The sequence below is a fragment of the uncultured Solobacterium sp. genome, assembly GCF_963517755.1.
Classification (GTDB): Bacteria; Bacillota_I; Bacilli_A; order Erysipelotrichales; family Erysipelotrichaceae; genus Bulleidia.
On the sequence record NZ_CAUQGG010000009.1, the window covers coordinates 1 to 26,332 of the forward strand.

Below are 26,332 nucleotides of genomic sequence, written 5' to 3' on the forward strand. Positions count from 1 at the left end.
GTACCCCAAGATTTCTCATTGCGGTACCCCAACCCCAAGTAATTTTAGAGCGCCAGAATAATAATCTTTCCTAATAAGGCTCCATGCAAAGGTATCCGAACTATCGGATGCCTTTTATTTTTCCTGTAAGTAAAAAATATGCAAAATGCGAAAGTGGAAAACTTATTGGAAAAGAAAGCTAATTTTTAAAAGTAAATAAATATGCTTTCGATATGTCGTAAAGTGTAATTCTTATCTTGAAGCAAGTTGTCTTAATGATTAGGTCTGCCTTGTGTTTTGCATGTAAGAACAGGGCATGTAATATCCAAATAAATAAGAATACTCATCTGTTGTAAATCACATAATGCATATAACAACATTAGATTCTTAAAGTTTGATTAAGAAATGATTAAGATTTGAGCATGTTAGTTGAGTAAAAATGATAAATCCGATACTATATGGACAGGATGCCAACGTATCGGTTTTTTTATGTGGTTAACCGAATTTGCGCAAACTGGGAGGAAGCAAATGAAAATTATTAAAAGATTTTTTGCATTACTAGTAGCCCTTACATTTATGCTAGGGTTATTCTCAACAAATTGTAATGTATATGCCGATACACAAAAGGATGGCTATAACATTTCAATCTCAAATGTATCAGTTTCACCAAACCCGGTGACTGTCGGTGCACTTGCATCTCTGAAGTTTGATTTTAATATCTATACTCTGGCACAGAATGCAATGAATGTAGGGGATACAGTAACACTTTCTACAAATATTGGAACAATGTTTGGGAATTTACCAATTACAGATTTACCATTACTTGCACAAAATGGAGAGCAGATTGCGACAGCAACAATTACAGATACTGAAATTAAGTTAACTGTTATTTCTGAGTTTCCAACAGATAAAAACTTCTTCTCTGGAAGTGTATATACTGGTGGAAGACTAAAGGCTTTAGAGAATGGTGCTATTGCAGGCAATCCATCCACAAAGCAATTAACAATTGAAGATGCTAGTACAAACGTAACATTTAAAGTTCCACCTACAGTTCCAGGTACGTCAACTGGTGGAGGGACTCCAGATCCAAACACGAGAACAATTAATAACCGTTTGCTTGAAAAGCAGGGTTGGACTTCTAGCTATGATACTGCGCATATCAAGTTAATTGCGAATCAAATTGGATCGCTGCGTTTATTTAATACATATAACAATATTGATAGTTCCTTTGGAACATATGTTGAACAAACAAATTTAATGGTTGTGGATAAGATTCCTTATGATGGCGTTATCGATGAAAATACAGTTTCATTCACTGCGGTCCGTTATAACTGGATGGAAGTTCCTGCTGCTGGTAATGCGTACTATGCTCAAGCAACTCCAGGTACAGTCATGCCAATTGAATATCAAAGCAACTGGATCCCTGTAAAACAGTACTTCACACAGATTTACCAGTCGGGTTCTGATACATATGATTCTTTCTATGCAAAAGTGAAGGCACAAAAACTAAGCTATGGTATCTTTAGAGACCCAGCAACTGGTGGCGATACATTCATCGCAAATATGTCTAACGATTCATTGAAATATACAGATTTAGAACCAAACTTAGCTGGTATCGCTAAGATTAAAGATATCTATGGTGTAAATGGACCATCAAATGGAAATGTGGTTACATTCTTTGCGGAGTTTGATACACATTATCCAAGCATTACAGGTTTAGAGAATGTGACAAATACAGGTGAAGTGAAGTCTGATCAAGCAACTGATTCAGCATCTGTTTCTTATACAATCGATAAATCAAGTGGTACAGCCTCTGTGGCTGCTGGCACAGTTATCGTGAAGGCTGTAGATGCAAATGACAATACGGATGTCATTCCTAGTGCAACATTTAAGATTCAACGAAAGATCAACAATACATGGGTTGATTACTTTATTAGAGGACGTAAGGCGACTGCAACAACAAATGCAAGTGGTATCGCTACATTCTCCGGCCTATCTGTTGGTAATTATCGCTTAGTACAAGAAAGCAGTTTAGGTGATTACATATTTAATAACGATGAATTCAAGCCTAATCCTACTTACGCTACAGCAGGTACATTAGCTGCAACAACAGGTGAGTTTAGTATTACAAGCGCAACACAGCCTGGTTTTGCGACGATCGTTCCAAACTATTTATCAGTGTCTGTAAAGATTACCGGTTCAAAGGAATATGTTGATCAAAATAATGTTGAAATGACAATTCCTGGAAATACATTTAAGACAGTTCTTGCACAGATTCCTGGTGAAAACTATGATGGTGTGACATTGCCAACTTCGTTGACAGCTGATATTCAGGCTTCTCCACTAGGAAATGGTTCCTTTGAATTTGATGAAATTAAGTTCACAAAACCAGGGGTATATAAGTTCAGCGTGAAGGAAGATTTAACAAATCCATTAGATGGTGTAACGTATGATACTTCTGAAAAGATAGTTACGATTACAATTACACAGAACAACGGTACTTTGACGGCTAGTGTTGATAGTGAGCCAAGTTTCAAGAATATATTTAACTTTACATATCAAAACTTCAAGGTAAAGAAGATGCTAACTGGCGATACACCAACCACAGCTGGTGAATTCAAGTTTGAATTAACGGCAGTTAGTACAACAGCAAACGTAACTGAAGTACCAATGCCACCTGGTTCGAATCTTTCGAAGAAGGTTGTATCTGTAAATGGTGCTGGTGAAGTTGAATTTGGCCAGATTGAATTTGAAGCAGTCGGCAAGTATGTTTATAAAGTTGTAGAAGTAAATACAAACTTAGCAAATTACACATACGATCAAACAGAGTACACAGTTACAGTAGATGTAACAACAGATGCAGATAACAAATTGGTATCTACTTACGAAATCAAGAGAGGTACAGAAGTAGTTGGAAATCTCGAATTCACGAATAAATACGAGACTCCAAAAGCACCTGTAACTCCTAAGACAGGTGATAGTACAGCAAATATGATGTTCATGTTTGGTATGCTAGCAGCTTCTGCGGTATTGATGTTGTTGGCTGCTGGATATAAGAGACAATTACGTTAATAAAACTTCTATTCATACATGCATACAACATGCATGTATGAATTAGTAATATGAAAAGGATGTACAGTGTACATCCTTTATTTGTGACTAATCCACTTTAATTCGTATTCACCTGTGCACTCTAATACACCACCATCGCTGAGGTCGATGACTTCTTCGTTTTCATAGTAGTCTTTTACTCTACCTAATGAATCTTTCATGTGAAGACCTGCATCACGGATTGCAGTAACGACATATTTGCCAGGGCGTAAGCTCTTTGGAATATCGTATACACCAGGGGTAATACGTATGTGATTATCATCTGACATATAGATTAAGTGTGTATCTTTATTGTTTCTAGCAGCGTTTAATTTCTGATAGAAACGTTCACGCATGAAAATTAAATCAGAGTTATCTAGCATGTATGTATAACGTGCTGTTGGTGTAACGACATTAATACGATCTGTATCGCTACGATTGCGTAATGCATATCCCAAACGGTGACAGTTGACATAGTTTGGAGATAAGAAGTAGAACGCTACATCAGTTTCATAGAGAATACCCTCAACTTTATGGGAGTTGGTACGTGTTGTAGAATCAACGATATTTTGAATTGTAGCTTTAGAAATCTCTGCAATCTTTGAAACTGCACGTGTATAAGGGATGGAATCCTTGGTGACTGTTTGGTATGCCTTTACCTTAGAAATACAATGTTCCCCAGGATGCAGTGGCATATCATCGACAGGGTAGAACTTCGCCATCATTTCATCGATATTATGATTCTTGATGTAGGATTCCATAATCATATCGCGCATATTCTCTTGTGCGGTAACGAGTATCTGGAAGATATCGTGCTTGATAGGAAGATTATAAGAAGCTAATATGGAACGACAGTCTTTACAGATGTAATGGCCATCTTCTATTTTCTTAGGTTGGTTAAAAAGACCTTTTCCTTCACTTAGGCAGAAATCACATACTTTGTTTGCCATTGGAACCTCCTTGAATAAAAACAATATGAAAAATACATATTGGACTTTCTATTACTATAATACATATGGCAATGATATTCCATGATATAAGAATGAACTTTTCGTGTAGAGATTATACGGAGGCAAAAGTCCATAGAACCGTCAAAAATATGATAAAAAGTATATTGACTTTGAAGGCATTAAAAGGTATCATTATTACGCTTAGCGAAAAAACTGGCTTTACGGAAGTAAGGCTTATATTTAGACTAAGGTTTGGCACACTTGGAAATGTGTGCATAAAATGAAAGGAGAAACTGAAATGCCTACAATAAACCAGTTAGTACGCAAAGGTCGTACTGATAAAGTTTACAAGTCAAAGTCCCCTGCATTAAACAGAGGCGTAAACTCACTTAAGAAGCGTGTAACAAAACTCAGCAGTCCACAGAAGAGAGGTGTATGTACTCGTGTTGGTACAATGACACCTAAGAAGCCTAACTCAGCTTTACGTAAGTATGCCCGTGTTCGTCTATCCAATGGATTAGAAGTAACAGCATACATTCCAGGAATTGGACACAACCTACAGGAGCATAGCGTTGTTATGATCCGTGGTGGACGTGTTAAGGACTTACCTGGTGTACGTTACCACATCATCCGCGGTACATTAGACTGTGCCGGTGTAGCAAACCGTAATCAAAGCCGTTCATTATACGGTGCAAAGAAGCCAAAGGCTGCTAAATAAGAGAAGGGAGAATAGAACATGCCAAGAAAAGGTTATATAGCAAAGCGTGATGTACTTCCTGATCCAATTTATAATTCAAAGTTAATCACTAAGTTGATCAACAAGATTATGATTGATGGTAAGCGTGGTACAGCTCAAACAATTTTATACGATGCATTCGCTCAGATTGAGAAGAAGACAGGCGAGAACCCAATGGAAGTATTCGAAAAGGCTCTCGGCAATGTAATGCCTCAATTAGAATTGAAGGTTCGTCGTGTAGGTGGTGCAAACTTACAGGTACCAGTAGAAGTATCTGCTGAACGTAAGTTGACATTATCTTTACGTTGGATCGTTAACTACGCAAGACTTCGCCATGAAAATACAATGGAAATGCGTCTTGCCAATGAAATTATGGATGCTGCAAATGGAACAGGTGCATCTGTAAAGAAGAAAGAAGATACACATAAGATGGCAGAAGCGAACAAAGCATTCGCTCACTACCGTTTCTAATCGGGGAAGGAGCAATCAATGGCTAGAGAATTCCCGCTTAATAAGATTCGTAATATCGGTATCATGGCTCACATCGATGCTGGTAAAACTACAACAACTGAACGTATCCTTTTCTACACAGGTAAGATTCATAAGATCGGTGAAACACACGAAGGTGCGTCTCAGATGGACTGGATGGCTCAGGAACAGGAACGTGGTATTACAATCACTTCCGCTGCTACAACTTGCCACTGGCAAGATTGCCAGATCAACATTATCGATACACCGGGCCACGTAGACTTCACAGCTGAAGTTGAACGTTCCTTACGTGTATTGGATGGAGCAGTTACAGTATTAGACTCTAAGGCTGGTGTAGAACCACAGACAGAAACAGTATGGCGCCAAGCTACAGAATACCGCGTACCACGTATCGTATTCTCAAACAAGATGGATGCGACTGGTGCTGACTTTGAAATGAGCGTTGCTTCTATTGGAAATCGTTTAGGTGCTAAGGCAGCTGCAATTCAGATGCCTATCGGTGCTGAATCATCATTCCGTGGAATCATCGACTTAGTAACTATGAAGCAGCACATGTACACTAACGATAACGGTACAGATATTCAAGTTAGTGAAATTGATGAACAATTCAAGGCTAAGGCTGAAGAGATGCATTTAGCAATGCTAGAAGCAGTTGCAGACTATGACGATGAATTGATGATGAAGGTTCTTGATGGTGAAGAACCATCAGTTGAAGAAGTGAAGGCTGCTATCCGTAAGGGTGTTATGACTTCTGAATTCTTCCCTGTTATGTGCGGTTCCGCATATAAGAACAAGGGTGTTCAGTTATTACTAGATGCAGTTGTAGACTACCTACCTGCACCTACAGATATTGAAGCTATCAAGGGTACATTAGAAGATGGCACACCAAGTGAACGTCATCCTTCTGATGATGAACCATTTAGTGCCTTAGCATTTAAGGTGGCTACAGACCCATTCGTAGGTCGTCTAACATACTTCCGTGTATACTCTGGTATCGCGAAGGCAGGTAGCTATGTATTAAATGCTTCTAAGGAAAAGCGTGAACGTTTCGGACGTTTGGTTCGCATGCATGCAAACCACCGTGCGGATATTGAAGAAGTTTATGCTGGTGACATCGCTGGTGCAGTTGGTCTTAAGAACACAACTACAGGTGATACATTATGTGATGAAGAACATCCAATTGTTCTTGAATCCATGGTATTCCCAGAACCAGTTATCCAGATGTCTGTAGAACCTAAGACAAAGGGTGACTCACAGAAGATGGATGAAGCATTAGCTAAGCTTGCTGAAGAAGACCCAACATTCAGAACTTATACAGATGAAGAAACTGGACAAACAATTATCGCCGGTGTAGGTGAATTGCAGTTGGATATCATCATGGACCGTATGAGACGTGAATTTAAGGTTGAAGCTACATCAGGTGCACCACAGGTAGCATACCGTGAAACAATCCGTAAGGAAGCTGAAGTACAAGGTAAGTTTGTTCGTCAGTCTGGTGGTCACGGTCAGTATGGTGACGTTTGGATTAGATTTAGCCCTAACCCAGGTAAGGGATTTGAATTTGCTGATGAAACAGTCGGCGGTTCAGTACCTAAGGAATTTATCAAGCCTACACAACAAGGTTTGGAAGAATCCTTAAACAACGGTTTAGTTGCTGGTTATCCAATCGTAGACATTAAGGCTGTCTTATTCGACGGTAGTTACCATGATGTCGACTCATCTGAACAGGCTTATAAGATTGCGGCTTCACTTGCATTAAAGGAAGCAGCTAAGAAGTGCGATCCTGCAATTCTTGAACCTATCATGGCAGTTGACGTAACAGCTCCAGCTGATTACTTAGGCTCTGTAATGGGTGATATCACAAAGCGTCGTGGACAAATTCGTGAACAAGAAGAAACAGGTAATGCAATTAAGGTACGTGCATTCGTTCCATTAGCAGAAATGTTTGGATACGTTACAGACTTACGTTCATTTACACAGGGTCGTGGTATCTATACAATGCAAATGGACCACTATGAAGAAGTACCTAAGAACATTGCTAAAGAAATTATTGAGAAAAACACAACTAAGTAGTAAAAATGATTGTAAATAAGTACTGTTTCTAATAAAATGGAAACAGCTTATAAAGGTAGAAAAAACCAGGAGGAAAAAATATTATGGCAAAGGAACATTTCGACCGGTCGCTCGAACACGTTAACATTGGTACTATCGGTCACGTTGACCACGGTAAGACAACATTAACAGCGGCAATCACAAAGTATTTATCAACACACCCAGAAGATGGTAAGGCTCGATTCGAAGCTTACGATCAGATCGACGGAGCTCCAGAAGAGAAGGAGCGTGGTATTACAATCAACACAGCACACGTTGAATACCAAACAAATACACGTCACTACGCTCACGTAGACTGCCCAGGCCACGCTGACTATGTTAAGAACATGATCACTGGTGCTGCTCAGATGGATGGTGCTATCTTAGTAGTAGCTGCTACTGATGGACCAATGCCACAGACACGTGAACACATCTTATTATCTCGTCAGGTAGGCGTACCTAAGATTGTTGTATTCTTAAACAAGTGCGACATGGTTGACGACCCAGAATTAATCGACTTAGTAGAGATGGAAGTTCGTGAACTTCTTTCTGAGTATGGATTCGATGGAGACAACGCTCCAGTAATCCGTGGTTCTGCATTAAAGGCTTTGGAAGGCGATCCAAAGTGGGAGCCAGCAATTAAGGAATTATTAGATGCTGTTGATGCTTACATCCCAGCTCCAGTTCATGAATTCGACAAGCCATTCATGATGGCAGTTGAAGACGTATTCACAATCACAGGTCGTGGTACAGTAGCTACTGGACGTGTTGAACGTGGTAAGTTAAACTTAAACGACGAAGTAGAAGTAGTTGGTATCAAGCCTACTCGTAAGACAGTTGTTACAGGAATTGAAATGTTCCGTAAGACTCTTGACTTCGCTCAGGCTGGTGACAACATCGGTGCATTGCTCCGTGGTGTTAACCGTGAAGAAATCGAACGTGGACAGGTATTAGCTAAGCCAGGTTCAGTTACTCCACATACACAGTTCAAGGCTCAGGTTTACGTATTAACTAAGGAAGAAGGCGGACGTCATACACCATTCGTATCTAACTACCGTCCACAGTTCTACTTCCGTACAACTGACGTTACTGGTGTTATCCAGTTACCAGAAGGCACAGAATTATGCATGCCTGGCGATAACGTAGTTATGGACGTAACTCTATTAGCTCCTATCGCTGTAGAACAAGGAACTAAGTTCTCTATCCGTGAAGGTGGACGTACAGTAGGTTCTGGTTCTATCACAGAAATCGTTAAGTAATTTAATTACTTGCATAAGGCACTCATTGAGTGCCTTTTTCTGTGCGATTTCTATGAATCAAAATTCGTAATTTGCGTTATACTAGTTGTTGTAGTAAATTACAGGGGAGAATTTAACTCTATGAATAAGAGTAGTAGCAAAAGAAACATAATTATTATCATATCTTTGTTATTGATGTTTGGTATGCGTTTTCTGCCTGCATTAGCTGGTTTATCCGCATCTGGAATGCAGGTATTAGGAATCTTTGCAGGAACTTTATTATTGTGGTTAACGATTGCGATTGATTGGCCATCAATTCTATTAATAGGTGCACTTGCATTTGTGCCTGAATTAAAGATTGGTACAATCTTATCCGGTGCGTATGGTGGAACGATTGTTGTATTCTTGATGTTTACCTTTGTGGTAACATATGCACTATCGAAGACTTCCTATATCAAGAGAATAGCATTACTATTTATTAATTCTAATCTTGCGATGAAAGGTCCTTGGATGTTTATTGCATTATATTTTGCAAGTATTCTTGTGATAGGCAGTTTTATTTCACCTACGGTGTTATTCTTTGTATATCTTCCAATCTTAGAAGAAATCTATGTTTTATTAAAACTGAAGAAAGGTGATAAGTTTGCGTCTGTATTAATGATGGGAACAGTCATTATGTGCGGAATCTCTTCTGGTATGACACCGATTGCGCATGTATTTCCTGTGATAGCCATGAATGCATATACGGAGTTATATGGAAATGTGATTCATTATGGCAGTTATATGCTTGCGGCAATCCCGGTTGGTATCTTAACGGCACTAGTCACACTATTAGTTTTTCGATATGTGATTAATCCAGATACTTCAGCATTTGTAAATTACGAAAAAAAGAAGATTCATGTGGAACAGGAAAAAACAACACGTGCTGAAAATCTTGTGCTTGCGGTATTCATTCTTGTTGTATGCATGTGGGTTTTACCGAACCTATGCATGCATATCATTAAGGAAGGATGTATCTATGTTTGTCTCAAGTATTTAGATAAGTTAGGTACGGCTTTTCCGCCTTTAGTGGGAGTTGTTCTACTATCGATTATGACGGATGAAGGAAAGCCTTTATTGAACTTTGGTGAAGCAATGAGCAAGGGCGTATCTTGGCCTTCACTGATCATGTGTGCTGGTACTACTGCGCTTGGTGCAGCTATTACCAATGGTGATATTGGTGTTACTGCATGGATATCTGCAGGATTATCTCCGATTACATCGCATTTACCTGTGATGATCATGGTGTTGATTTTTATTCTTTGGGCTGCTATTCAAACAAATTTATCAAGCAATATGGTAACTGCTACAGTTGTTTCTGCCGCTGCTCTAGCGGTAACGGCGAATGTTACAGCGGTAAATATTGCTGCATTGATTGTGAATGTTGGAATGATGTCTGCATTTGCGTTTGCGACACCTCCAGCAATGCCTTGTGTAGCAATTGCGGTGTCGAGTGGTTGGACAAACACAAAGCAGATGATGGTATATGGATTTATGATTATGGTTGTAGCGGTAGTGATCTCTACGCTTATTGGTTATCCAATTGCGGCAGCGTTACTATAAATTGATTAAAACAACTAAATTTACTTGTGATAAATGATGGTTGTTCACATGCATGCCGGTAGAAGAGTCTACCGGTTTTCTTATGAAATTGGTTAAATAAATATAGATACTATACAATTTCATATTTTTGTGAAAAAATTATCATTTTCATATTGACTAACTGAATAGTGATAGTTATTATCAATAAGCAGACTTAAGTTAGATGGAGGGAAATTTAGAAAATGAAAAAGATTCTAACAACTTTATGTGCTGTTGCAATGCTGGCAGGTTGCACAGCTGGAGGATCCAAGAAGTCTTCCACAAATACAACTTCTACAAAGGAAGAAACAGCTGCTACTGTAATGGTTGGTACGGGTTCTGTTACTAACGTAGTAGGCAAAATAAATGAAGGTTATGATAAAGAAGTAAAGTTCGATACAACATTTGCGTCAGTTGTATTAGAAGGCAATGTAATCAAGTATGTATACTTTGACGTAGCTCAGGATAAGGTTACTTTTGATTCAGCTGGTCATGTTACTTCTGATAATGCTACTTCTATGTCCAAGAAGGATTTAGGAGATAAATATGGAATGAAGGACAAATCTTCAATCAAGAAGGAATGGTTCGAACAGGTTGAGGCTTTAGAGAAGTGGGCTGTTGGTAAGACAGTTGAAGAAGTATTAAATATGCCTACAACACAAAAGGATGAAAAGCACACAGTTACAGCTGATAAGGACCTTATGACAGGATGCACAATCAGTGTTACTGGTTTCCAACAGGCTTTAGATAAGGCTGTTAAGAACGCTGTTGAAGTGAAGAATGTAGCTTCTGTAGGTTCTGCAATCTTGACGGAAGTTTCCGGTAAGGACGCTACTGCTGAAAAGAGTGGTGAAGCGAAGGCTAGCTCTACATATGGTGTAGTTGCGTTAGATAATGACGGTAAGGTTGTATTCACACAGACTGACGTAGCTCAAAACGCTGTGAAGTTTACAACAACTGGTGCTTTAGATGGTGAAGCAAAGGCTGTACCTACAAAGGCTGAAAAGAAGGATGAATATAGCATGAAGAAGGCTTCTTCTATCGGTAAGGAATGGTTTGAACAGAATCAGGCATATGATGAATGGACAGTTGGTAAGACTGCTAAGGAAATCGCTGCTATGAAAGTTACTACGAACGAAGGTGGTAAGACTGTAACAGCTGATAAAGACCTTATGACAGGATGCACAATGGGTGTTGATTCTCTACAGAAGGTAACAGCAACAGCTATCGCTACCGCTTCAAAACTTAACTAATTCAAATCTATTAGAACAATCAGAATATCTTTGGGAAACCGGAGATATTCTTTTTTCTATGCGTAGAAGGAAAGTGAGGGATAGTGGTGACTATGCTATAATGAGTGGCAGGAGAAAATATGGAAGAACTACGTAAAAGTATTATTTTAAAAGTATTAATTACACTTGTATCTGGAATCTTGATGATGGTTGTGACATCGTTTTTGATGATTTTATGTAACTTTAAGATAATGTCTGTGAATGGAATAATAGGAATGATTTTATTAGTGACATTACCGCAGTTATGGTCTGTTTTAAGAAATTATAAAATTCCTACGACAGCGATATCTTTAGGGATGATTGCAGTTTCGCTTGTGCTATCGATAATCTATGGATGGACCGTCGCTAATAGTGTTGCACAGTATACAGAACCAATGAAGATGTTTGAAACAATCTTGACATATATTTTAAAGGTACATGGTTTAGCAGCTTTAGTAACAGTATTTATCGGTTATCGAACACGGAAACAATAACCAGTAGGAAAGGAAGGCTAGCATGAAAGTGATGAGTCGTTGGGGTAAGAATGTAAATCTAAATAGCCCGCTACAGGAATATCCTCGCATGCAGTTGCAGCGTGGTAGTTATACGAACTTAAACGGTCGTTGGGAATATCAGATTACAGATACAAATCAGTTACCGTATGAACATAATTGGAAGCCAATCAACGTTCCTTTCCCTTTGGGTTCACAGCTTTCAGGTAGTGATGAGATATTATTACCTGGGAAAGTATTATGGTATAAGAAACAGTTCTCTTATAAGCCAGGAGAATATCACACGTATTTAAACTTTGAAGCAGTTGATCAACAATGTATTGTTTACCTTAACGGTATTGAAGTTGGTAGACACATTGGTGGATATGAGCCATTTAGTTTTGATGTATCTAGTTATATCAAGTATCAGAATGCATTACTTGTGAAGTGTACCGATCCAAGTGATACAGGTGAGTATGCATATGGAAAACAGAAAATCCAACATGGTGGTATGTGGTATACCCCAATATCTGGTATTTGGCAGACGGTATGGTTAGAAGATGTACCGCTACATGGGGTCCATGCTTTGAAGATTACACCAAACTATGATAGACAGACAGTTTATCTGGAGATGGAAGGTGACTTTAATCATGCGACAATTACAATCAGTGCCGCAGGGAAGATGATTTATCATGAGATGACGGCGGAGATGCGCAATGAAATCTATATTGAAGACATGCATCCATGGTCACAGGAAGATCCTTTCTTATATGACTTATATATTGAAACAGAAGATGATATCGTGAAGAGTTATTTTGGTATGCGCTGTTTCACTTGTGAGAAGGATGAAAAAGGTTATCCTCGTTTCTGTTTAAATCATGAACCAGTATTCTTAAGTGGTGTATTAGATCAAGGCTATACGCCAGAGGGAAACTTAACGTATCCTGATGATGAGATGATGATTTATGATATTCAAAAAATAAAAGAGTTAGGTTTTAACATGATACGCAAGCATGTCAAAGTGGAATCTCGTCGTTGGTATTATCATGCGGATAGATTGGGAATGCTTGTCATGCAGGATATGCCGAATGGTGGCCAACCAAGTAAATTGACAACTTTATACTTACCACACTTAAATATCACGCGTATGAATGACCAGAAGCAAAAACACCTAGGTAGAGGTGATGACTGGGCTAAGAAAGCATACTATGATGAATTAAATGCAATGATTCATAACTTGTATAATGTTGTATCTATCTTCGCGTGGGTTCCTTTCAATGAAGGTTGGGGACAGTTTGATAGTGCTAAAGTAACCAAGCACATTCAATTGGTGGACTTAACACGTTTTGTGGATAGTGCGAGTGGTTGGCATGATCAAGGTGCTGGGGATTTCTATAGTCGCCATGTGTATTTCCATACCTATACAAATCCACAGAATCATGAAAAGAGAATGTCAATTTTATCTGAGTTTGGGGGTTATTCTTATTTAATTCCAGGACATAGCCTTGCTCAAAAGCTTTATGGTTACAAAAAATTCACAGATAAGTTAAAGTTAAATACAGCGATTCGTAAATTGTATGAAGATAGTATTATCCGTAATATTCCAAAGGGATTAACTGCTTGTGTATTTACGCAGTTAACGGATGTGGAAGATGAGTGTAATGGTATTATGACGGCGGATAGAGAAATCGTGAAGTTGGATGAGAAGAGAATTCGTAATCTTAATCAACGATGCATGAGGAGGTTAAAGAAATGAGAAATCAAATTGTTATCGCAGAAGCGTTAGGTGGTAGTGTTAGAATCCACGCAGTTGATACAACAGATATCGTAGAAGAAGCTAGAAAGTTACATCACTGTATGCCTACTTCTGCTGCAGCGTTAGGTAGAACCTTAACGGTTACAGCTATCATGGGTAGTGATTTGAAGAATTCCTATGAAAAGGTAACTTGTATCTTTAATGGACATGGTCCAGCTGGTACTGTACTTGCACAAGCTGATGGTAGTGGAAATGTGAAGGGCTTTATTGGAGATCCTGCAATCTATCTTGTACGTGAGGATGGGCATTTAGATGTTGGTAAAGCAATTGGTAAGAAGGGTACGTTAACCGTAACTCGTGATATGGGTTTGAAAGATCCTTTCTCTGGTATGGTGAATATTCAGACAGGTGAGGTTGGTGATGACTTTGCGTATTACTATGCAGTCTCTGAACAGACGCCTTCGGTTGTAAATGTAGGTGTACTAGTAAATCCTGATGGTAGTATTTTGGCTGCAGGTGGATTTATCTTACAGTTACTTCCAAACGCAACGGAAGAAGTCATCAGTGCATGCGAAGCGGTTGTAGCAAAGATGAAACCAGTATCCACATTGATTAGTGAAGGAAAGTCAATTGAAGACATTATTCATATGTATTTCGAAGATGCGAATTTCTTGGAATATAAGGATGTTCGTTGGTATTGCGGTTGTTCACATGAACACTATAAGGATGCGCTCGCAACGCTTTCTGACCATGACTTACAAGAAATGATTGATGATGGTAAGGGTGCAGATATTCATTGCCAATACTGTAATAAAGAATATAAATTTACACCAGAAGAATTAAAAGAAGTATTGGAGTTAAAGAAACGTGGTTAAGATTGGAAATATAGAATTACGGAATCAAATTGTCGCAGCACCTTTAGCTGGAATTTCTAATCCGGTCTATCGTGAAATCATGCATGATTATGGAGCTGGTCTTGTGGTCAGTGAGATGATTAGTGATAAAGCATTGCATTATCAAAACGCAAAGACACAGGATATGTGCCGTATTAGTGAGGGTGAACATCCAGTTGCTTTACAGTTATTTGGTAGTGATCCTGTTACGATGGCTGAAGCAGCTGAGTATCTAACCAAAAATACAAGTTGCGATATGATTGATATTAATATGGGCTGTCCTGTACAGAAGGTGGTAAAAGCTCATTCTGGAAGCTATTTGATGCGGACACCGGAGCTTGCGTATGAAGTCATGCGTGCAGTGGTGACTCATACAGATCGTCCTGTAACGGTAAAGATGCGTGCAGGTTGGGATATTGACCACATTAACTGTGTAGAAATCGCAAAGCTTGCAGAGAAGGCTGGTGTTAGTGCTGTAGCAGTACATGGCCGTACACGTGGGCAACAATATACAGGACATTCTAATAATGCATATATCAAAGCAGTAAAGGATGCAGTGAATATCCCTGTGATTGGCAATGGTGATATTCGGACACCAGAAGATGCTAAACGTATGTTAGAAGAAACGGGTTGTGATGCAATCATGATTGGGCGTGGACTTCTAGGAAGACCATTCTTCTTAAAGGAAGTAGATGCCTATCTGAATGGTGGTAGTTATGTAGAACCTGATTACAATGAGAAGTTGGATCTTGCATATCACTATGCAGAAAAGCTTTGTGAGTATGAAGGCGAAAGGAATGGCATCTGTATGATGCGTGGTATGGCTGGTTGGTATATTACAGGCTTACCACATGCCTCAGAGTATAAGAATCGTTTATCTTCTATCTCTTCTCTTCATGAGATGAAGGAAATTATCGAAGAATATCGTTTATTAATTAAGAACTTTATGGAGAAACAATAGCCATAAAGTTCTTTTCATGCATGCATAAAAAAAGCCCTGTTTTTATACAGGGCCAAACATTCATGTCGAAAGATAAGGGGGTTAGTTTCCTTCAACAGCGTTTGTACTTTCGGATAGATCTTCTGTTAGATTTAACTTACCAAAGTCAGAATCTGTTGGAAGAACTAAATCAAATTCAGGAATAGCGTTCATCTTGAATGTGAATTCATCAGCGCTTAGTCCTAAGATATGTCCACCATGTGTCTTATCATCTGATAAGAAGTGGAAGTGCCAACCTGGGAGGTTGATACCTTCTACATAATCAGGGCAGTAGATTGCGATAATCTGTCCTTCTTCATTTTCATAGTGATATTCTCTTTGTTCGCAAGCTGCTTCAGCAAGTGTAGGATATGGTTTTGCGCACTTGTAACAGCTACGTACATGCATCTTAGAGAACTTAGCATGTGCTAAGAACATGTAGAAGATATTCTTGTTTTGATCAACGATTGGTTGTAACTTTTCCTTTAATGTCTTAATATCTTCAACATTTGTGATTGTTTGTTCCTTAACAGAGTGATCAAATTTAGTAACTGTAGAGAATGCTAATGTATCTGTATCAGCCATCTTAACAACTGTTCCATCAGCTGTTCCCTTATAAGCGACACCATCAACAATTAATGCTTCGCCATCAAGTCCTTCATATGTACCGATACCTGTGTCGCAATCACTTAGTAAATCCTTTACTGTCATTGCGCCATTAAAATCACCTAACATTAATGCGTTTAATGTAGAAACCTGTAAAACCTTTTGCATAATAACTTTTTCCTTCTTTCTTTTCTTTATTTCGCCATGTTGTCTGCTGGATGTCTTTGTAATTCAGCTTTAACAAGGAATGGTGCTGCAACGTTTGTAATTGCTAGTACGAATGCTAAGATCGCGATTGTTGATGAAACAAATGGTTCAAATGCTGCGTTACTTGAAGCAGCCATTGCAGGAATAGCAAGTGCAACACCTGCAAGAGAAGCTGAAGCAACACTGATATATCCTGGACGATGTAGAATGTTACGTTCTACGAAATAAGATGGACCAATAACAATAACGAAGTATGCAATACTTAATAAGATACCTTGTGGAATCATACCTAGTGCTTTGAATAAGTTGATTGTAGAACCAAACTCAAATCCTAAGAATGGTAAGATTGTTGCATTACCACCAGCAAATACTTTACGAATATCTGCATCAAGACTACCGAGAATCATACCTAAGATGAATGGAATCAATAATGCGATAATCTGCATAACCTGAGCGATACCAAATCCAGATGTTCCATAGAAACCTAAGAATAAGATTGGTAATAGAGGCATTGAGCAAATCAACATGATACCAAATCCAGCCTTATCAGCTTCATCACCGAATGGAGAAATAATACCCATATATAGTGCAGCGTTAGCACTTGTGATTGCACATGCAACGGCTAGGAATGGAATACCGAATACACCTTCAAATCCAAATAATACATAGTATAGTGCACATAATGCATATGCAACTACAAGACGAACAATAATAAGTGGAACACTTCTACCAAGTGCAGATTTCAAATCTGAAACCTTAACACCAGTACCTGTAAAGAATAACATCAAACCAATGATCAACATCTGACCAGAGGATGAGAACATATCCTTCATAGGATTTCCTAATACAGCCCAGATATCTACATTGAAGATTCCTTGACCAATTGTGGTGATGATTGCACCAATAATTAATGGAACAAACATTGTTCCTGCTGGAACCTTCTGTAAGGATTTCCAGATGTTAACATTCTTTTTTTCTTCTGACATAACTATCTCCTTTAAAAACAACGTAATCAATATATAATTTTTTATTTGATAATGAACCGTTCTGAACATATAATAGTGAGTATTCTTTTTGTGCTATCAGCATAATCGGAGGTGTGGATGGATATTTCAAAATTAGTGGATGCGTTTTTAACTGGTGTTAACCTAGATGGACTGGTAAAAATATCATCAATATTATTAAAATGCCCAATATTAATATTAGATGATGCCTTTCATGTAGTTTCTTATTATAAGTCAGAAGACTTTCAGGATATCCCTTTTGATTCAACAATCGAGAGTAAACATATTACTTATGAAGTTGTACGTAATTTAAACTGGCAGCCAAATTTAAAGAAGCCAGTATTTTTGTCAATCGAAGAAAGCCCGTGGAGACGTAGAGTCTCAACGCTAAGCGCAGAACATAAAAATATCGGTTATTTATTTTGTGTAGATGTAGAAGGTCATTTAGAACTAGTCAGTGATAATGATATGTATAAAATTGAAATGATCCTGGCAAAACAATACTTAGCCCAGATTGAAAATCAATTTCTTTCGAAAAATACAGAAGAAGAGATTCTGACCCACTTATTAGATGGGGATTATCAGAATCCTGCTTTATTTAAACTACAAATAACGAACACGTGGCTTGAACAGATGGATCAAGGACATCTTGTACTTATTGATGTATCAAATAGAACAAATCTACAGATGTCATATCGTTCATTAGACGCAAAGTTAGAAACTGCTTTAGCAGGAACACGTCCATTCTTATATCAGAAGAATATTCTGCTATTTATACATGAAAAAAGACAAGTTGAAATACTAGAGACCATTGCAAAGGAATTCCAGGTATGTGTTGTTGTCTCTAGTGTTATAAAAGATATCTATGAGTTGCCAAAGGTTTATAAACAAATTTTAGAGGTAACCTCATTATTACAAAATAGGACTTTCTCGGCCAAAGTATTCTATACGGAAGGGTATCGTTTGCGTCTGATGTTGGACCAGATGAAAAGTCGATTTGATTTAGTACCTGATGTATATAAAAGAATGTACGAGTATGATAAAGAAAATCATACGGTATATTGTGAAACACTATATTATTATGAATTAAAAAATCATTCTGTAATTGAAACTGCACAAGAGTTATTTACGCATCGGAATACAATTGTGTATCGTCTTAGAAAAATTAAAGATATGTTTCATATCGATGATGCTCACGAGAGTGAAAAATTAATTCGTTTAATTAGTTTGGGCTTATGTTTAATTAAAATGAATCAAGATGATATTGTTCTAGAACATATGCATGCCAGTGATATATTTGGAAAGTAATGAATTATGTTATTTTGGTGAATATTGAGCTTAACAAAAAGATATCAGAAAAAATTATGATAAACTTACCGCATTGAGGTGATGAAGTATGAAAAAAGGACTAGTTCTTGAGGGTGGTGCGATGCGAGGCATCTTTACGGCAGGTGTTATCGATGTATTAATGGAAAACCATATTACATTTGATGGTGCGATTGGTGTATCTGCTGGTGCGTGCTTTGGCGTAAATCTAAAGAGTAAGCAGATTGGTCGTACGTTCCGCTATAACATGAAATACGCAAAGGATCCAAGATATGCAAGTGTTCAATCATGGATTAAAACAGGAGACTTCTTCAATGCGGAGTTCTGCTATCATACATTGCCTGAAAAGTTAGACCCAATGGATGCAGCAACATTCTCTAAAAATCCAATGAAGTTTTATTTAGTCGCAACAGATATTGAAAGTGGTAAACCATATTATTACGATGTTAAGGATATCAATAATGAATCATTAGATTTTGTACGTGCTTCTGCTTCAATGCCAGTATTTGCAAGTCCAGTACATATCAATGGACATATTTATCTAGATGGTGGTATCTCTGATTCTATCCCTATTAAGAAGTTTCAAGAGATGGGATATGAAAAGAATGTAATTGTCTTAACACAACCAGAGAATTATGTAAAAAAGCCACAGCCAATGATGAGGGCAATTCGTGCAAAGTATCGTAAGTATCCAAATATGGTACGTGATTTAGAATCGCGTCATGAAACCTATAATGAAACAATTGCATATATCAAAGAAGAGGTTGCGAAGAATAACGTATTTGTAATTCAACCAGAAAGAGCGTTAAACATTGGTAGAATTGAACATGATCGTACAAGAATTCGTGCAGTCTATGAAGAAGGTCGTAAAACAGCGATGAAAAGACTAGCAGAATTAAAGATGTTTTTAAGACAGGGTGAATGACATCATTTGAAATAGTAATTTATGATAAAATAAATACGCTATTGGGGGAATGATGAAAATAACAACGGATATGATTCATCGTGATTTACGAAAATACGCAAATGTGGTGTTAAACAATCAACCATTACTCAATTCGATTACTGCAATTCGAGAGCGTGATAGAAATCTAAAACGTAAGTTTTATGGGAAATGGTTTGGTAAGACAACCCATATGGAAGAACAAATGATTCTAAGAAATGATGGTTCTTCTTTGCGTATCTGTATTGTTTATCCAAATCATTTTAGCAAAGAGGAATGTACAGGTCTTTTATGGCTTCATGGTGGTGGATATGGAACAGCACTACCTGAAGAGTGCTATCCATATGCGGAACGTTTCCTAATAAATGGAAACGTAGTTATGGTATTGCCAGATTATCGCAAGAGCTATGAGGCTCCATACCCGGCGGCCTTAGAAGATGCTTATCTAACACTCAAGTGGATGAGGGAACATGCATGCAAGTTACATATTAACCTTCACCAACTATTTGTAGGTGGTGAAAGCGCAGGTGGTGGATTGGTGGCTGCGTTATCTGCATATGCACGTGATATGAATGAAGTGAAGATTGCATTTCAAATGCCGCTATATCCGATGATTGATGATCGCCCATCTAGCGAAAATAAACAAGAAACATTAGCCTGGACGACTTCACAAAAGTACTTCCATTGGCAGTTATATAAACGGAATCTACAGGATGTACCAGTGTACTGTGCACCCGCAAGATTAAAGGATTTTCGAAATCTACCACCGACCTTTACGGTTGTAGGAACATTAGGACCGTTCCATGAAGAAACGGTAACCTATATGAAACACTTGTATAAAGCTGGTGTGACTATCATGTTAAAAGAGTATGCGGGTTGTTTCCACATGTTTGATACATGCTGTCCAGATGCAAAGATATCCAAAGAACTCATACATCTTGAGCAGAAGGTATTTCAATATGCGCAACAAAACTTCTTTGCAAGACAAGATGAAATCAGTCAAGAAGATATATCTTTTCAAGAGGATATATTCCGTAATTTCCATGCATACATGGATAGGAAAAATAAATATTAAAGTAAAACCCGAGATGTTTATCCCGGGCTTATTTTTATAGTTGTTCTGCTTGTACTTGAATAAGATTCTGTAGCTGCATACGATACAATAATAAGTCATCCTCAAGAGGATTTAATACAGCTGCCGCAACCTTTGTGTTTAGATTTAGGAAATCTAATATATCTTGTTTTGTGACGATGTAGATATGTTCATCTTTTTGTAGTGTTGGTTTAAATTTTTGTAGTCCTTTTAATGTAGAAAATACAGGAAGATACTTTTCACCATCAGTTGCCTGCATTAAATCAACACGGTCAATATTAGATGCTTGAATACTGTCATTTTTGATTGCGTCTTCTTTTGGATAGAAGGCAACATAGAATCGACGGGCACCTGCCATATAGAGTGTTAACTCTTCTAGTATCTTTTGCATACCTTCTTCACTAAGAGGTGCTTTGCGATCTAAGAGTAGGCTTTCTAGTTTTGTATCTATCGTTGTATCAGTTAATGAATTAAATTTTTGCATGTAATCCTCACAATTTCTGCATTTATTATATAATAGGAACATGAAAATAATATTCTCTCCAACCAAAAAGATGATTCAAGATGAAGATTTAGCCCCAAAAACAACACCAGTTTTTCTTTCGAAGACAGAAATATTACTAAAAAAACTGCGTGGAATGAGTGCTGAACAACTACAGCATATGTACCGTTGTAACGATAAAATCTTAGCTGAAAATATGAAACGGATTGAAACGATGAACTTATATGAGAATCTTTCACCTGCACTATTTAGCTATAGTGGTCTTGCGTTTCAGCATTTATCTGCGACTTCTCTATGTCAGGATGAACTAGACTATCTGCAAGAGCACTTCCGCATTCTTTCTGGTTTTTATGGTGTATTAAAGCCAATGGATGGTATTACACCATATCGTTTGGAAATGTTATCGGTATTTCCAGATGGTAGTAACCTATATGACTATTGGAATGATGCGCTTTATCGTGAGCTCAATGACAATATGATTATCAATCTTGCGTCCGAAGAGTATTCACGTTGTATTAAAGATTATCTTCAAGAAAATGATCGCATGATTCATATTATCTTTGGCGAATTCAAGAATGGAAAGCTAATTACAAAGGCGACCAAGGCAAAGATGGCACGTGGAGATATGATTTGGTATATGGCACAAAATCACATCACTGATCCTGAAGACATTAAGAAATTTAATGAACATTATTACTATGATGCTGAACTTTCTGATGATACACACTTTGTATTTATTACACAGGAGTAAGATACAATGATTGGTATGATTATCGTAATCAGTATTTGTTTACTCTATCTATGGATGATTCATCCCCAGAATCTTAATGATGACAAGTGGGAAGGATTTCGTCATCACTATTATGCTCACCGTGGTTTACATGATGCACAAAGGAATATTCCAGAGAATTCAATGGCTGCTTTTTTGAAAGCAGTAGAGAATGGTTATGGTATTGAGCTAGATGTGCAACTAACCAAAGATGGTGTACCTGTTATTTTTCACGATGGAAAGACTGGTAGATTATTACGTGATGAAAATGGTGCAGTCATTAATACAGTACTCACAGAACTACCACTAGAAGAATTACAGAGATATCACTTACTAACAAGTAAAGAGAAGGTTCCTCTGTTTGAAGATGTATTAAAATTGGTAGATGGAAAAGTTCCTTTGATTGTGGAATTAAAGGTAGCCAATTCATCAACTGATACAAATGTATTGTGTAGTAAGGCAGATTTGTTGTTGCGAAAATATCACGGTGTATATTGTGTGGAGTCGTTTCATCCTGCTTGTGTAAACTGGTATCGCAAGAATCGTCCTGAGATTATTCGTGGTCAACTCGCTGAACGTCCTAACGCACAAGCAAAAGGAAAGATGTTTGTTGCAACGAGGATTATGCAGTATCTTCTAACAAACTTTATTACACGACCAAACTTTATTGCGTATAACCACCATAACCGTTATAACCTTTCACGCATGTTGTGTCATTGTCTATTTAAAAATCCTGCAGTAGCTTGGACAATTCGCTCTAAACAGGAGTTAGAAGAAAACCATAAGTATTTTGATTACTTTATTTTTGAACACTTTTTGCCAGATGGTAAATCAAGTTCCGAAGAACAGTAAATGTTTCGGAACTTTTCATTTGAACAAGGGCTTGAATAGAGAATAATATGATAAAATACTAACTATAAGGAGCTCCAATCAGGAATGAGTGATACGAGTAATTTTATTTTGAATCTATCAGTATTGTTTCGCAATACACAAAAATATTTTGATAAGATGCTGGCGCCATATGATATTGGCTCCGGCCAATTAACATTTTTATTGATTATCAATGAGAATGAGGGTATTACAATGCAAGATGTTACACGTATCAGTGAAGTGGATAAAGGTACAACAACGAAGAGTATTCAGCGTCTAATTGAACAGGGATACGTGAGTGCAGTACAGGATGAAAAAGACCACCGCATGAAGCATTTACATACCACTGATAAAGCATCCGCGATGATGACGGCTGTATATGATTTCCGTAATCAATGTCGTGCAGCACTAGCTAGTGGTGTCGATTTCGACCAGTTTGAGGAGATGTTAAATGTTGCCTGTGAAAACTCTCGTAATATTTTATCTAGTGAGCCAACTGCGTTTCATACATTAAAAATTGGTGCTTTACAGAAGACAACGATTACGGATTACCCTGGAAAAGTTGCGGCGACAATCTACACAGCTGGATGTAATATGAAGTGTCCATTCTGTAATCAGAAAGATCTTGTGTTTATTCCTGAGAAATATCGCTATATCACACCAGAGGAAATTCTTTCATACCTCAATCAGCGTAGTGGCTTATTGGATGGTGTTGTCATCAGTGGTGGTGAACCATTATTACAAGAAGAACTCATCCCATTTATTCGCCAGATTAAAGAACTAGGCTACGCAGTAAAGCTAGATACCAATGGCACAAACAATGAGAAGCTTGGAGTATTATTGGAAGAAGGCCTGGTGGATTTTGTATCACTAGATATGAAGAATAGTGCCGAGAAGTATCCGCTAACCAGTGGTCTAAAATCGGATATGGAATACAAACATCCAATTTCAGAAAGCGTACGCTTACTGCAAGAATATAAAGTAGAACATGAATTTAAAACAACTGTTGTAAAGGAATTTCATACGGTTGATGATTTGATAAAGATTGCCAAGTTTATTGGCAGTGATGCTCATTATGTATTACAACAATTTGTATCTTCGGATTCAGTGATTCAACCTGACCTGCATGCATATACTGCTGAAGAGATGGTAGAAATGAAGAAAGCGGTTGAACCGTATGTGAAGACTGTGGAATTAAGATTAGCGAAGGAGGTGTAAGTGATGTATCGTGTAAAGAAAAGAGATGGTAGTACTGCAGCGTTTAACATCAAGAAGGTCGCAAGTGCGATTCGTAAAGCGTTTGATGCATGTGATCGTGAATACACCGATAGCGTAATCGATTTAATTGCATTACGTATTACCAGTGATTTTGAACCTAAGATTCAGAATAGCTTAATTGACGTAGAAAAGATTCAGGATAGTGCAGAAAAAGTATTAAGCGAATCTGGATATGCGGATGTATCAAAGGCATATATTCTCTATCGTAAACAGCGTGAAAATGTACGTAATATTACAAATACAACATTTGATTATCATTCTGTTGTGGATAATTATATCAATACTGGAAATCAACACAGTAAAGGGAATACAACGTACTCTGTTGGTGGTTTGATTTTATCAAACTCAGCCTCCATCACCACCAATTATTGGTTGAGTGAAGTATATGATGAAGAGGTTGCTAATGCACATCGTGATGGTTATATTCATATTCATGATTTGAATATGTTAACAGGATGTAATGCAGGGTGGTCTTTAAAAGAGTTAATTCAACAAGGCTTGGGTGGGGTGGCTAAGCAAACTTCTTCCGCTCCTGCAAAACATCTGATAACCATCTGTAATCAGATTGTAAACTTCTTTGGGATTATGCAGAATGAATGGGCAGGAGCGCAATCCTTCTCATCCTTTGATACGTACCTGGCTCCGTTTGTACGCATGGATCATTTATCATTTGATGAAGTAAAGCAGAGTATGCAGACATTAATCTATGGGTTAAATACACCATCTCGTTGGGGAACGATTTCTCCGTTTGCGAATATCTGCTTTGATTGGACAGTTCCTGAAGATCTTGCGAAGCGTCCAGCGATTGTTGGTGGCGAGGAACAAGACTTTACGTATGGTGATTGTCAGGATGAAATGGCAATCATCAATCGTGCCTTCCTTGAAGTTATCTTAGAAGGTGATGCGGAAGGAAATATATTCTCATTCCCGATTCCAACATATGCAATTACAAAGAAATTTGATTGGAATAGTGAAAATGCAAAATTGTTATTAGAAGTTACTGTAAAGACAGGTCTTCCATACTTTGCGAATTTTATTAATGGAGATTTAAAGCAGAAGAATGCGCGTAGTATCTTTAGCGGTACTCATTTTAACGCAAAGAAACTATTTAAGAAGACTGGTGGTTTATTTGCGTATGGAGAAAATACCGGAACGATTGGGACTGTATCGATCAATATGGCTAGACTTGCTTATCTTGCCAAAGATGAAGAAGATTTCCTGAAACATCTAGATAAGGTATTGGATATCTCTGCTCGCTCTTTGAGTACAAAGCGTCAAGTTCTTGCAAGCCTTTTAGAAGCGGGGCTGTATCCTTATACCAAGCATTATCTTGGTACCTTTGATAATCATTTTTCTTCGATTGGAATCGTAGGTATAAATGAAGCATGCATGAATGCAAAGTGGATCCAAAAGAGTTTAGAAACAGAAGAGGCACAGGACTTTGCGGAGAATGTACTCATGCATGTGCGTAAGCGTCTAAAGGAATATCAAGCAGACCACCATGAACTTTTTAGTATTGAAGCAGTAGCGGCAGGAGATATCTCACATCGCTTTGCGTTAAAGGATAAAAATGAATATCCTGATATGGTGATTGCGATGCAAGGTGATACACCATACTACACAGGTAGTACTGAGTTACCAATCGATGGAAATGTAGATTTATTTACTCGTTTAGATATACAGAATCGCATGCAAGAAATCTATACTGGTGGAACCATCTTTAATGTACGTCTTGCGAAGAATGAGTATGACGCAAAAGGGATTGCGATACTTTTAGAGCGTATTATGGAAAACTATACAATTCCATATATCACACTCAATACATGCAATCGTGATTATCCAATTGAAGGTTATTTATACCAAGAGGCTGTTAACGAAAGATGAGTAAACTTCCACAATTAATCACAACAAAAAACTGTCCAAAGTGTAAACTCATCAAAGAATATATGGCACAAAAAAACTTCGCGTATGAAGTTATAGAAGCAGAGAAGAATATGAAACTCTGTAGAAATCTAGGAATTATGATTGCGCCTACGATGTTGGTCTATCACCAGGATAGGATTGAACAGCTCATTGGTTTTGAGGCGATTCAAAAATTTATCGATAAATAGAGTGTAGAAAGAGCTAAGACATTATGTCCTAGCTCTTTTT

General features: G+C 37.8%; 23 protein-coding genes. 19 read left to right on the forward strand and 4 right to left on the reverse strand.

Going from position 1 to position 26,332, the window contains the following annotated elements; translation table 11 throughout:
• Positions 1 to 507 precede the first annotated feature (507 nt).
• Entirely contained in the window at positions 508 to 3,051 is a 2,544-nt protein-coding gene (locus tag RWM19_RS06225; RefSeq protein WP_313984956.1) for a Spy0128 family protein, read from the forward strand.
• Between the two features lie 77 nt (positions 3,052 to 3,128).
• Here the strand turns inward: RWM19_RS06225 and RWM19_RS06230 are convergent, their stop codons facing one another.
• Positions 3,129 to 4,019, reverse strand: coding sequence for a hypothetical protein (locus RWM19_RS06230; RefSeq protein WP_313984960.1), 891 nt, complete (start codon positions 4,017 to 4,019; stop codon positions 3,129 to 3,131).
• Between the two features lie 298 nt (positions 4,020 to 4,317).
• On the opposite strand from RWM19_RS06230, the gene rpsL reads away from it, so the two are divergent.
• From rpsL to dusB, 10 genes are all read left to right on the forward strand, one after another.
• On the forward strand, positions 4,318 to 4,737 hold the full coding sequence (gene rpsL, locus RWM19_RS06235) for a 30S ribosomal protein S12 (protein ID WP_028078655.1): 420 nt from the start codon (positions 4,318 to 4,320) through the stop codon (positions 4,735 to 4,737).
• Positions 4,738 to 4,755: 18 nt separating this feature from the next.
• Positions 4,756 to 5,226, forward strand: coding sequence for a 30S ribosomal protein S7 (gene rpsG / locus RWM19_RS06240; protein WP_006526017.1), 471 nt, complete (start codon positions 4,756 to 4,758; stop codon positions 5,224 to 5,226).
• An 18-nt stretch (positions 5,227 to 5,244) separates the two neighbouring features.
• The gene (gene fusA / locus RWM19_RS06245) at positions 5,245 to 7,317 is read left to right on the forward strand and encodes an elongation factor G (RefSeq protein ID WP_294024434.1); all 2,073 of its coding nucleotides are present in this window, start codon (positions 5,245 to 5,247) and stop codon (positions 7,315 to 7,317) included.
• 83 nt (positions 7,318 to 7,400) lie between these two features.
• Positions 7,401 to 8,594: an elongation factor Tu gene (tuf, locus tag RWM19_RS06250; protein ID WP_313984968.1), complete on the forward strand. Its 1,194-nt coding sequence runs from the start codon at positions 7,401 to 7,403 to the stop codon at positions 8,592 to 8,594.
• Between the two features lie 120 nt (positions 8,595 to 8,714).
• Positions 8,715 to 10,175 (forward strand): SLC13 family permease, encoded by a 1,461-nt coding sequence (locus tag RWM19_RS06255; protein WP_313984971.1) that lies wholly within the window; start codon positions 8,715 to 8,717, stop codon positions 10,173 to 10,175.
• Between the two features lie 221 nt (positions 10,176 to 10,396).
• A complete protein-coding gene (locus RWM19_RS06260; RefSeq protein ID WP_313984973.1) occupies positions 10,397 to 11,446 on the forward strand; it encodes a lipoprotein in 1,050 nt (349 codons plus the stop codon).
• A gap of 119 nt (positions 11,447 to 11,565) precedes the next feature.
• Positions 11,566 to 11,958 carry a hypothetical protein gene (locus RWM19_RS06265; protein ID WP_313984975.1) on the forward strand — a complete coding sequence of 131 codons (393 nt, stop codon included), beginning with the start codon at positions 11,566 to 11,568 and terminating at the stop codon, positions 11,956 to 11,958.
• 22 nt (positions 11,959 to 11,980) lie between these two features.
• A complete protein-coding gene (locus tag RWM19_RS06270) occupies positions 11,981 to 13,711 on the forward strand; it encodes a sugar-binding domain-containing protein (protein ID WP_313984978.1) in 1,731 nt (576 codons plus the stop codon).
• Positions 13,708 to 14,586, forward strand: a complete 879-nt coding sequence (hslO, locus tag RWM19_RS06275; RefSeq protein WP_313984980.1) for an Hsp33 family molecular chaperone HslO — start codon at positions 13,708 to 13,710, stop codon at positions 14,584 to 14,586. Before RWM19_RS06270 ends, hslO begins: the two co-directional genes overlap by 4 nt.
• The gene (dusB, locus tag RWM19_RS06280; RefSeq protein WP_313984982.1) at positions 14,579 to 15,565 is read left to right on the forward strand and encodes a tRNA dihydrouridine synthase DusB; all 987 of its coding nucleotides are present in this window, start codon (positions 14,579 to 14,581) and stop codon (positions 15,563 to 15,565) included. The genes hslO and dusB overlap by 8 nt, the downstream gene beginning before the upstream one ends.
• A gap of 81 nt (positions 15,566 to 15,646) precedes the next feature.
• Here the strand turns inward: dusB and budA are convergent, their stop codons facing one another.
• Together budA and RWM19_RS06290 are read right to left on the reverse strand one after the other, a co-directional pair.
• Positions 15,647 to 16,357: an acetolactate decarboxylase gene (budA, locus tag RWM19_RS06285; protein ID WP_313984985.1), complete on the reverse strand. Its 711-nt coding sequence runs from the start codon at positions 16,355 to 16,357 to the stop codon at positions 15,647 to 15,649.
• Between the two features lie 26 nt (positions 16,358 to 16,383).
• Entirely contained in the window at positions 16,384 to 17,382 is a 999-nt protein-coding gene (locus RWM19_RS06290) for a 2-keto-3-deoxygluconate permease (protein ID WP_313984988.1), read from the reverse strand.
• A 117-nt stretch (positions 17,383 to 17,499) separates the two neighbouring features.
• Here RWM19_RS06290 and RWM19_RS06295 point away from each other — a divergent pair, with 117 nt between their 5' ends.
• The 3 genes from RWM19_RS06295 to RWM19_RS06305 all read left to right on the forward strand — a co-directional run bounded on the left by RWM19_RS06295 (position 17,500) and on the right by RWM19_RS06305 (position 20,744).
• Entirely contained in the window at positions 17,500 to 18,708 is a 1,209-nt protein-coding gene (locus RWM19_RS06295; RefSeq protein ID WP_313984991.1) for a helix-turn-helix domain-containing protein, read from the forward strand.
• A gap of 88 nt (positions 18,709 to 18,796) precedes the next feature.
• Positions 18,797 to 19,651, forward strand: coding sequence for a patatin family protein (locus RWM19_RS06300; RefSeq protein WP_313984993.1), 855 nt, complete (start codon positions 18,797 to 18,799; stop codon positions 19,649 to 19,651).
• 49 nt (positions 19,652 to 19,700) lie between these two features.
• Positions 19,701 to 20,744, forward strand: a complete 1,044-nt coding sequence (locus tag RWM19_RS06305; RefSeq protein ID WP_313984995.1) for an alpha/beta hydrolase — start codon at positions 19,701 to 19,703, stop codon at positions 20,742 to 20,744.
• Positions 20,745 to 20,778: 34 nt separating this feature from the next.
• On the opposite strand, the gene RWM19_RS06310 is transcribed toward RWM19_RS06305, so the two are convergent.
• On the reverse strand, positions 20,779 to 21,246 hold the full coding sequence (locus RWM19_RS06310; protein ID WP_313984998.1) for an SseB family protein: 468 nt from the start codon (positions 21,244 to 21,246) through the stop codon (positions 20,779 to 20,781).
• A gap of 40 nt (positions 21,247 to 21,286) precedes the next feature.
• On the opposite strand from RWM19_RS06310, the gene yaaA reads away from it, so the two are divergent.
• From yaaA to RWM19_RS06335, 5 genes are all read left to right on the forward strand, one after another.
• On the forward strand, positions 21,287 to 22,015 hold the full coding sequence (gene yaaA / locus RWM19_RS06315) for a peroxide stress protein YaaA (RefSeq protein ID WP_313985001.1): 729 nt from the start codon (positions 21,287 to 21,289) through the stop codon (positions 22,013 to 22,015).
• 6 nt (positions 22,016 to 22,021) lie between these two features.
• On the forward strand, positions 22,022 to 22,885 hold the full coding sequence (locus tag RWM19_RS06320) for a glycerophosphodiester phosphodiesterase family protein (RefSeq protein ID WP_313985005.1): 864 nt from the start codon (positions 22,022 to 22,024) through the stop codon (positions 22,883 to 22,885).
• Between the two features lie 84 nt (positions 22,886 to 22,969).
• Positions 22,970 to 24,121 (forward strand): anaerobic ribonucleoside-triphosphate reductase activating protein, encoded by a 1,152-nt coding sequence (locus tag RWM19_RS06325; RefSeq protein WP_313985008.1) that lies wholly within the window; start codon positions 22,970 to 22,972, stop codon positions 24,119 to 24,121.
• A gap of 3 nt (positions 24,122 to 24,124) precedes the next feature.
• Complete coding sequence (locus RWM19_RS06330) at positions 24,125 to 26,065, forward strand: ribonucleoside triphosphate reductase (protein WP_313985011.1); 1,941 nt, start codon at positions 24,125 to 24,127, stop codon at positions 26,063 to 26,065.
• Positions 26,062 to 26,292: a thioredoxin family protein gene (locus RWM19_RS06335; RefSeq protein WP_313985013.1), complete on the forward strand. Its 231-nt coding sequence runs from the start codon at positions 26,062 to 26,064 to the stop codon at positions 26,290 to 26,292. The genes RWM19_RS06330 and RWM19_RS06335 overlap by 4 nt, the downstream gene beginning before the upstream one ends.
• Positions 26,293 to 26,332: the final 40 nt, after the last annotated feature.

Coding starts and splice junctions, on each gene's coding strand:
- RWM19_RS06225 (WP_313984956.1), top strand. CDS start 508: ATGAAAATTATTAAAAGATTTTTTGCATTACTAGTAGCCCTTACATTT.
- RWM19_RS06230 (WP_313984960.1), bottom strand. CDS start 4,019: ATGGCAAACAAAGTATGTGATTTCTGCCTAAGTGAAGGAAAAGGTCTT.
- rpsL (WP_028078655.1), top strand. CDS start 4,318: ATGCCTACAATAAACCAGTTAGTACGCAAAGGTCGTACTGATAAAGTT.
- rpsG (WP_006526017.1), top strand. CDS start 4,756: ATGCCAAGAAAAGGTTATATAGCAAAGCGTGATGTACTTCCTGATCCA.
- fusA (WP_294024434.1), top strand. CDS start 5,245: ATGGCTAGAGAATTCCCGCTTAATAAGATTCGTAATATCGGTATCATG.
- tuf (WP_313984968.1), top strand. CDS start 7,401: ATGGCAAAGGAACATTTCGACCGGTCGCTCGAACACGTTAACATTGGT.
- RWM19_RS06255 (WP_313984971.1), top strand. CDS start 8,715: ATGAATAAGAGTAGTAGCAAAAGAAACATAATTATTATCATATCTTTG.
- RWM19_RS06260 (WP_313984973.1), top strand. CDS start 10,397: ATGAAAAAGATTCTAACAACTTTATGTGCTGTTGCAATGCTGGCAGGT.
- RWM19_RS06265 (WP_313984975.1), top strand. CDS start 11,566: ATGGAAGAACTACGTAAAAGTATTATTTTAAAAGTATTAATTACACTT.
- RWM19_RS06270 (WP_313984978.1), top strand. CDS start 11,981: ATGAAAGTGATGAGTCGTTGGGGTAAGAATGTAAATCTAAATAGCCCG.
- hslO (WP_313984980.1), top strand. CDS start 13,708: ATGAGAAATCAAATTGTTATCGCAGAAGCGTTAGGTGGTAGTGTTAGA.
- budA (WP_313984985.1), bottom strand. CDS start 16,357: ATGCAAAAGGTTTTACAGGTTTCTACATTAAACGCATTAATGTTAGGT.
- RWM19_RS06290 (WP_313984988.1), bottom strand. CDS start 17,382: ATGTCAGAAGAAAAAAAGAATGTTAACATCTGGAAATCCTTACAGAAG.
- RWM19_RS06295 (WP_313984991.1), top strand. CDS start 17,500: ATGGATATTTCAAAATTAGTGGATGCGTTTTTAACTGGTGTTAACCTA.
- RWM19_RS06300 (WP_313984993.1), top strand. CDS start 18,797: ATGAAAAAAGGACTAGTTCTTGAGGGTGGTGCGATGCGAGGCATCTTT.
- RWM19_RS06305 (WP_313984995.1), top strand. CDS start 19,701: ATGATGAAAATAACAACGGATATGATTCATCGTGATTTACGAAAATAC.
- RWM19_RS06310 (WP_313984998.1), bottom strand. CDS start 21,246: ATGCAAAAATTTAATTCATTAACTGATACAACGATAGATACAAAACTA.
- yaaA (WP_313985001.1), top strand. CDS start 21,287: ATGAAAATAATATTCTCTCCAACCAAAAAGATGATTCAAGATGAAGAT.
- RWM19_RS06320 (WP_313985005.1), top strand. CDS start 22,022: ATGATTGGTATGATTATCGTAATCAGTATTTGTTTACTCTATCTATGG.
- RWM19_RS06325 (WP_313985008.1), top strand. CDS start 22,970: ATGAGTGATACGAGTAATTTTATTTTGAATCTATCAGTATTGTTTCGC.
- RWM19_RS06330 (WP_313985011.1), top strand. CDS start 24,125: ATGTATCGTGTAAAGAAAAGAGATGGTAGTACTGCAGCGTTTAACATC.
- RWM19_RS06335 (WP_313985013.1), top strand. CDS start 26,062: ATGAGTAAACTTCCACAATTAATCACAACAAAAAACTGTCCAAAGTGT.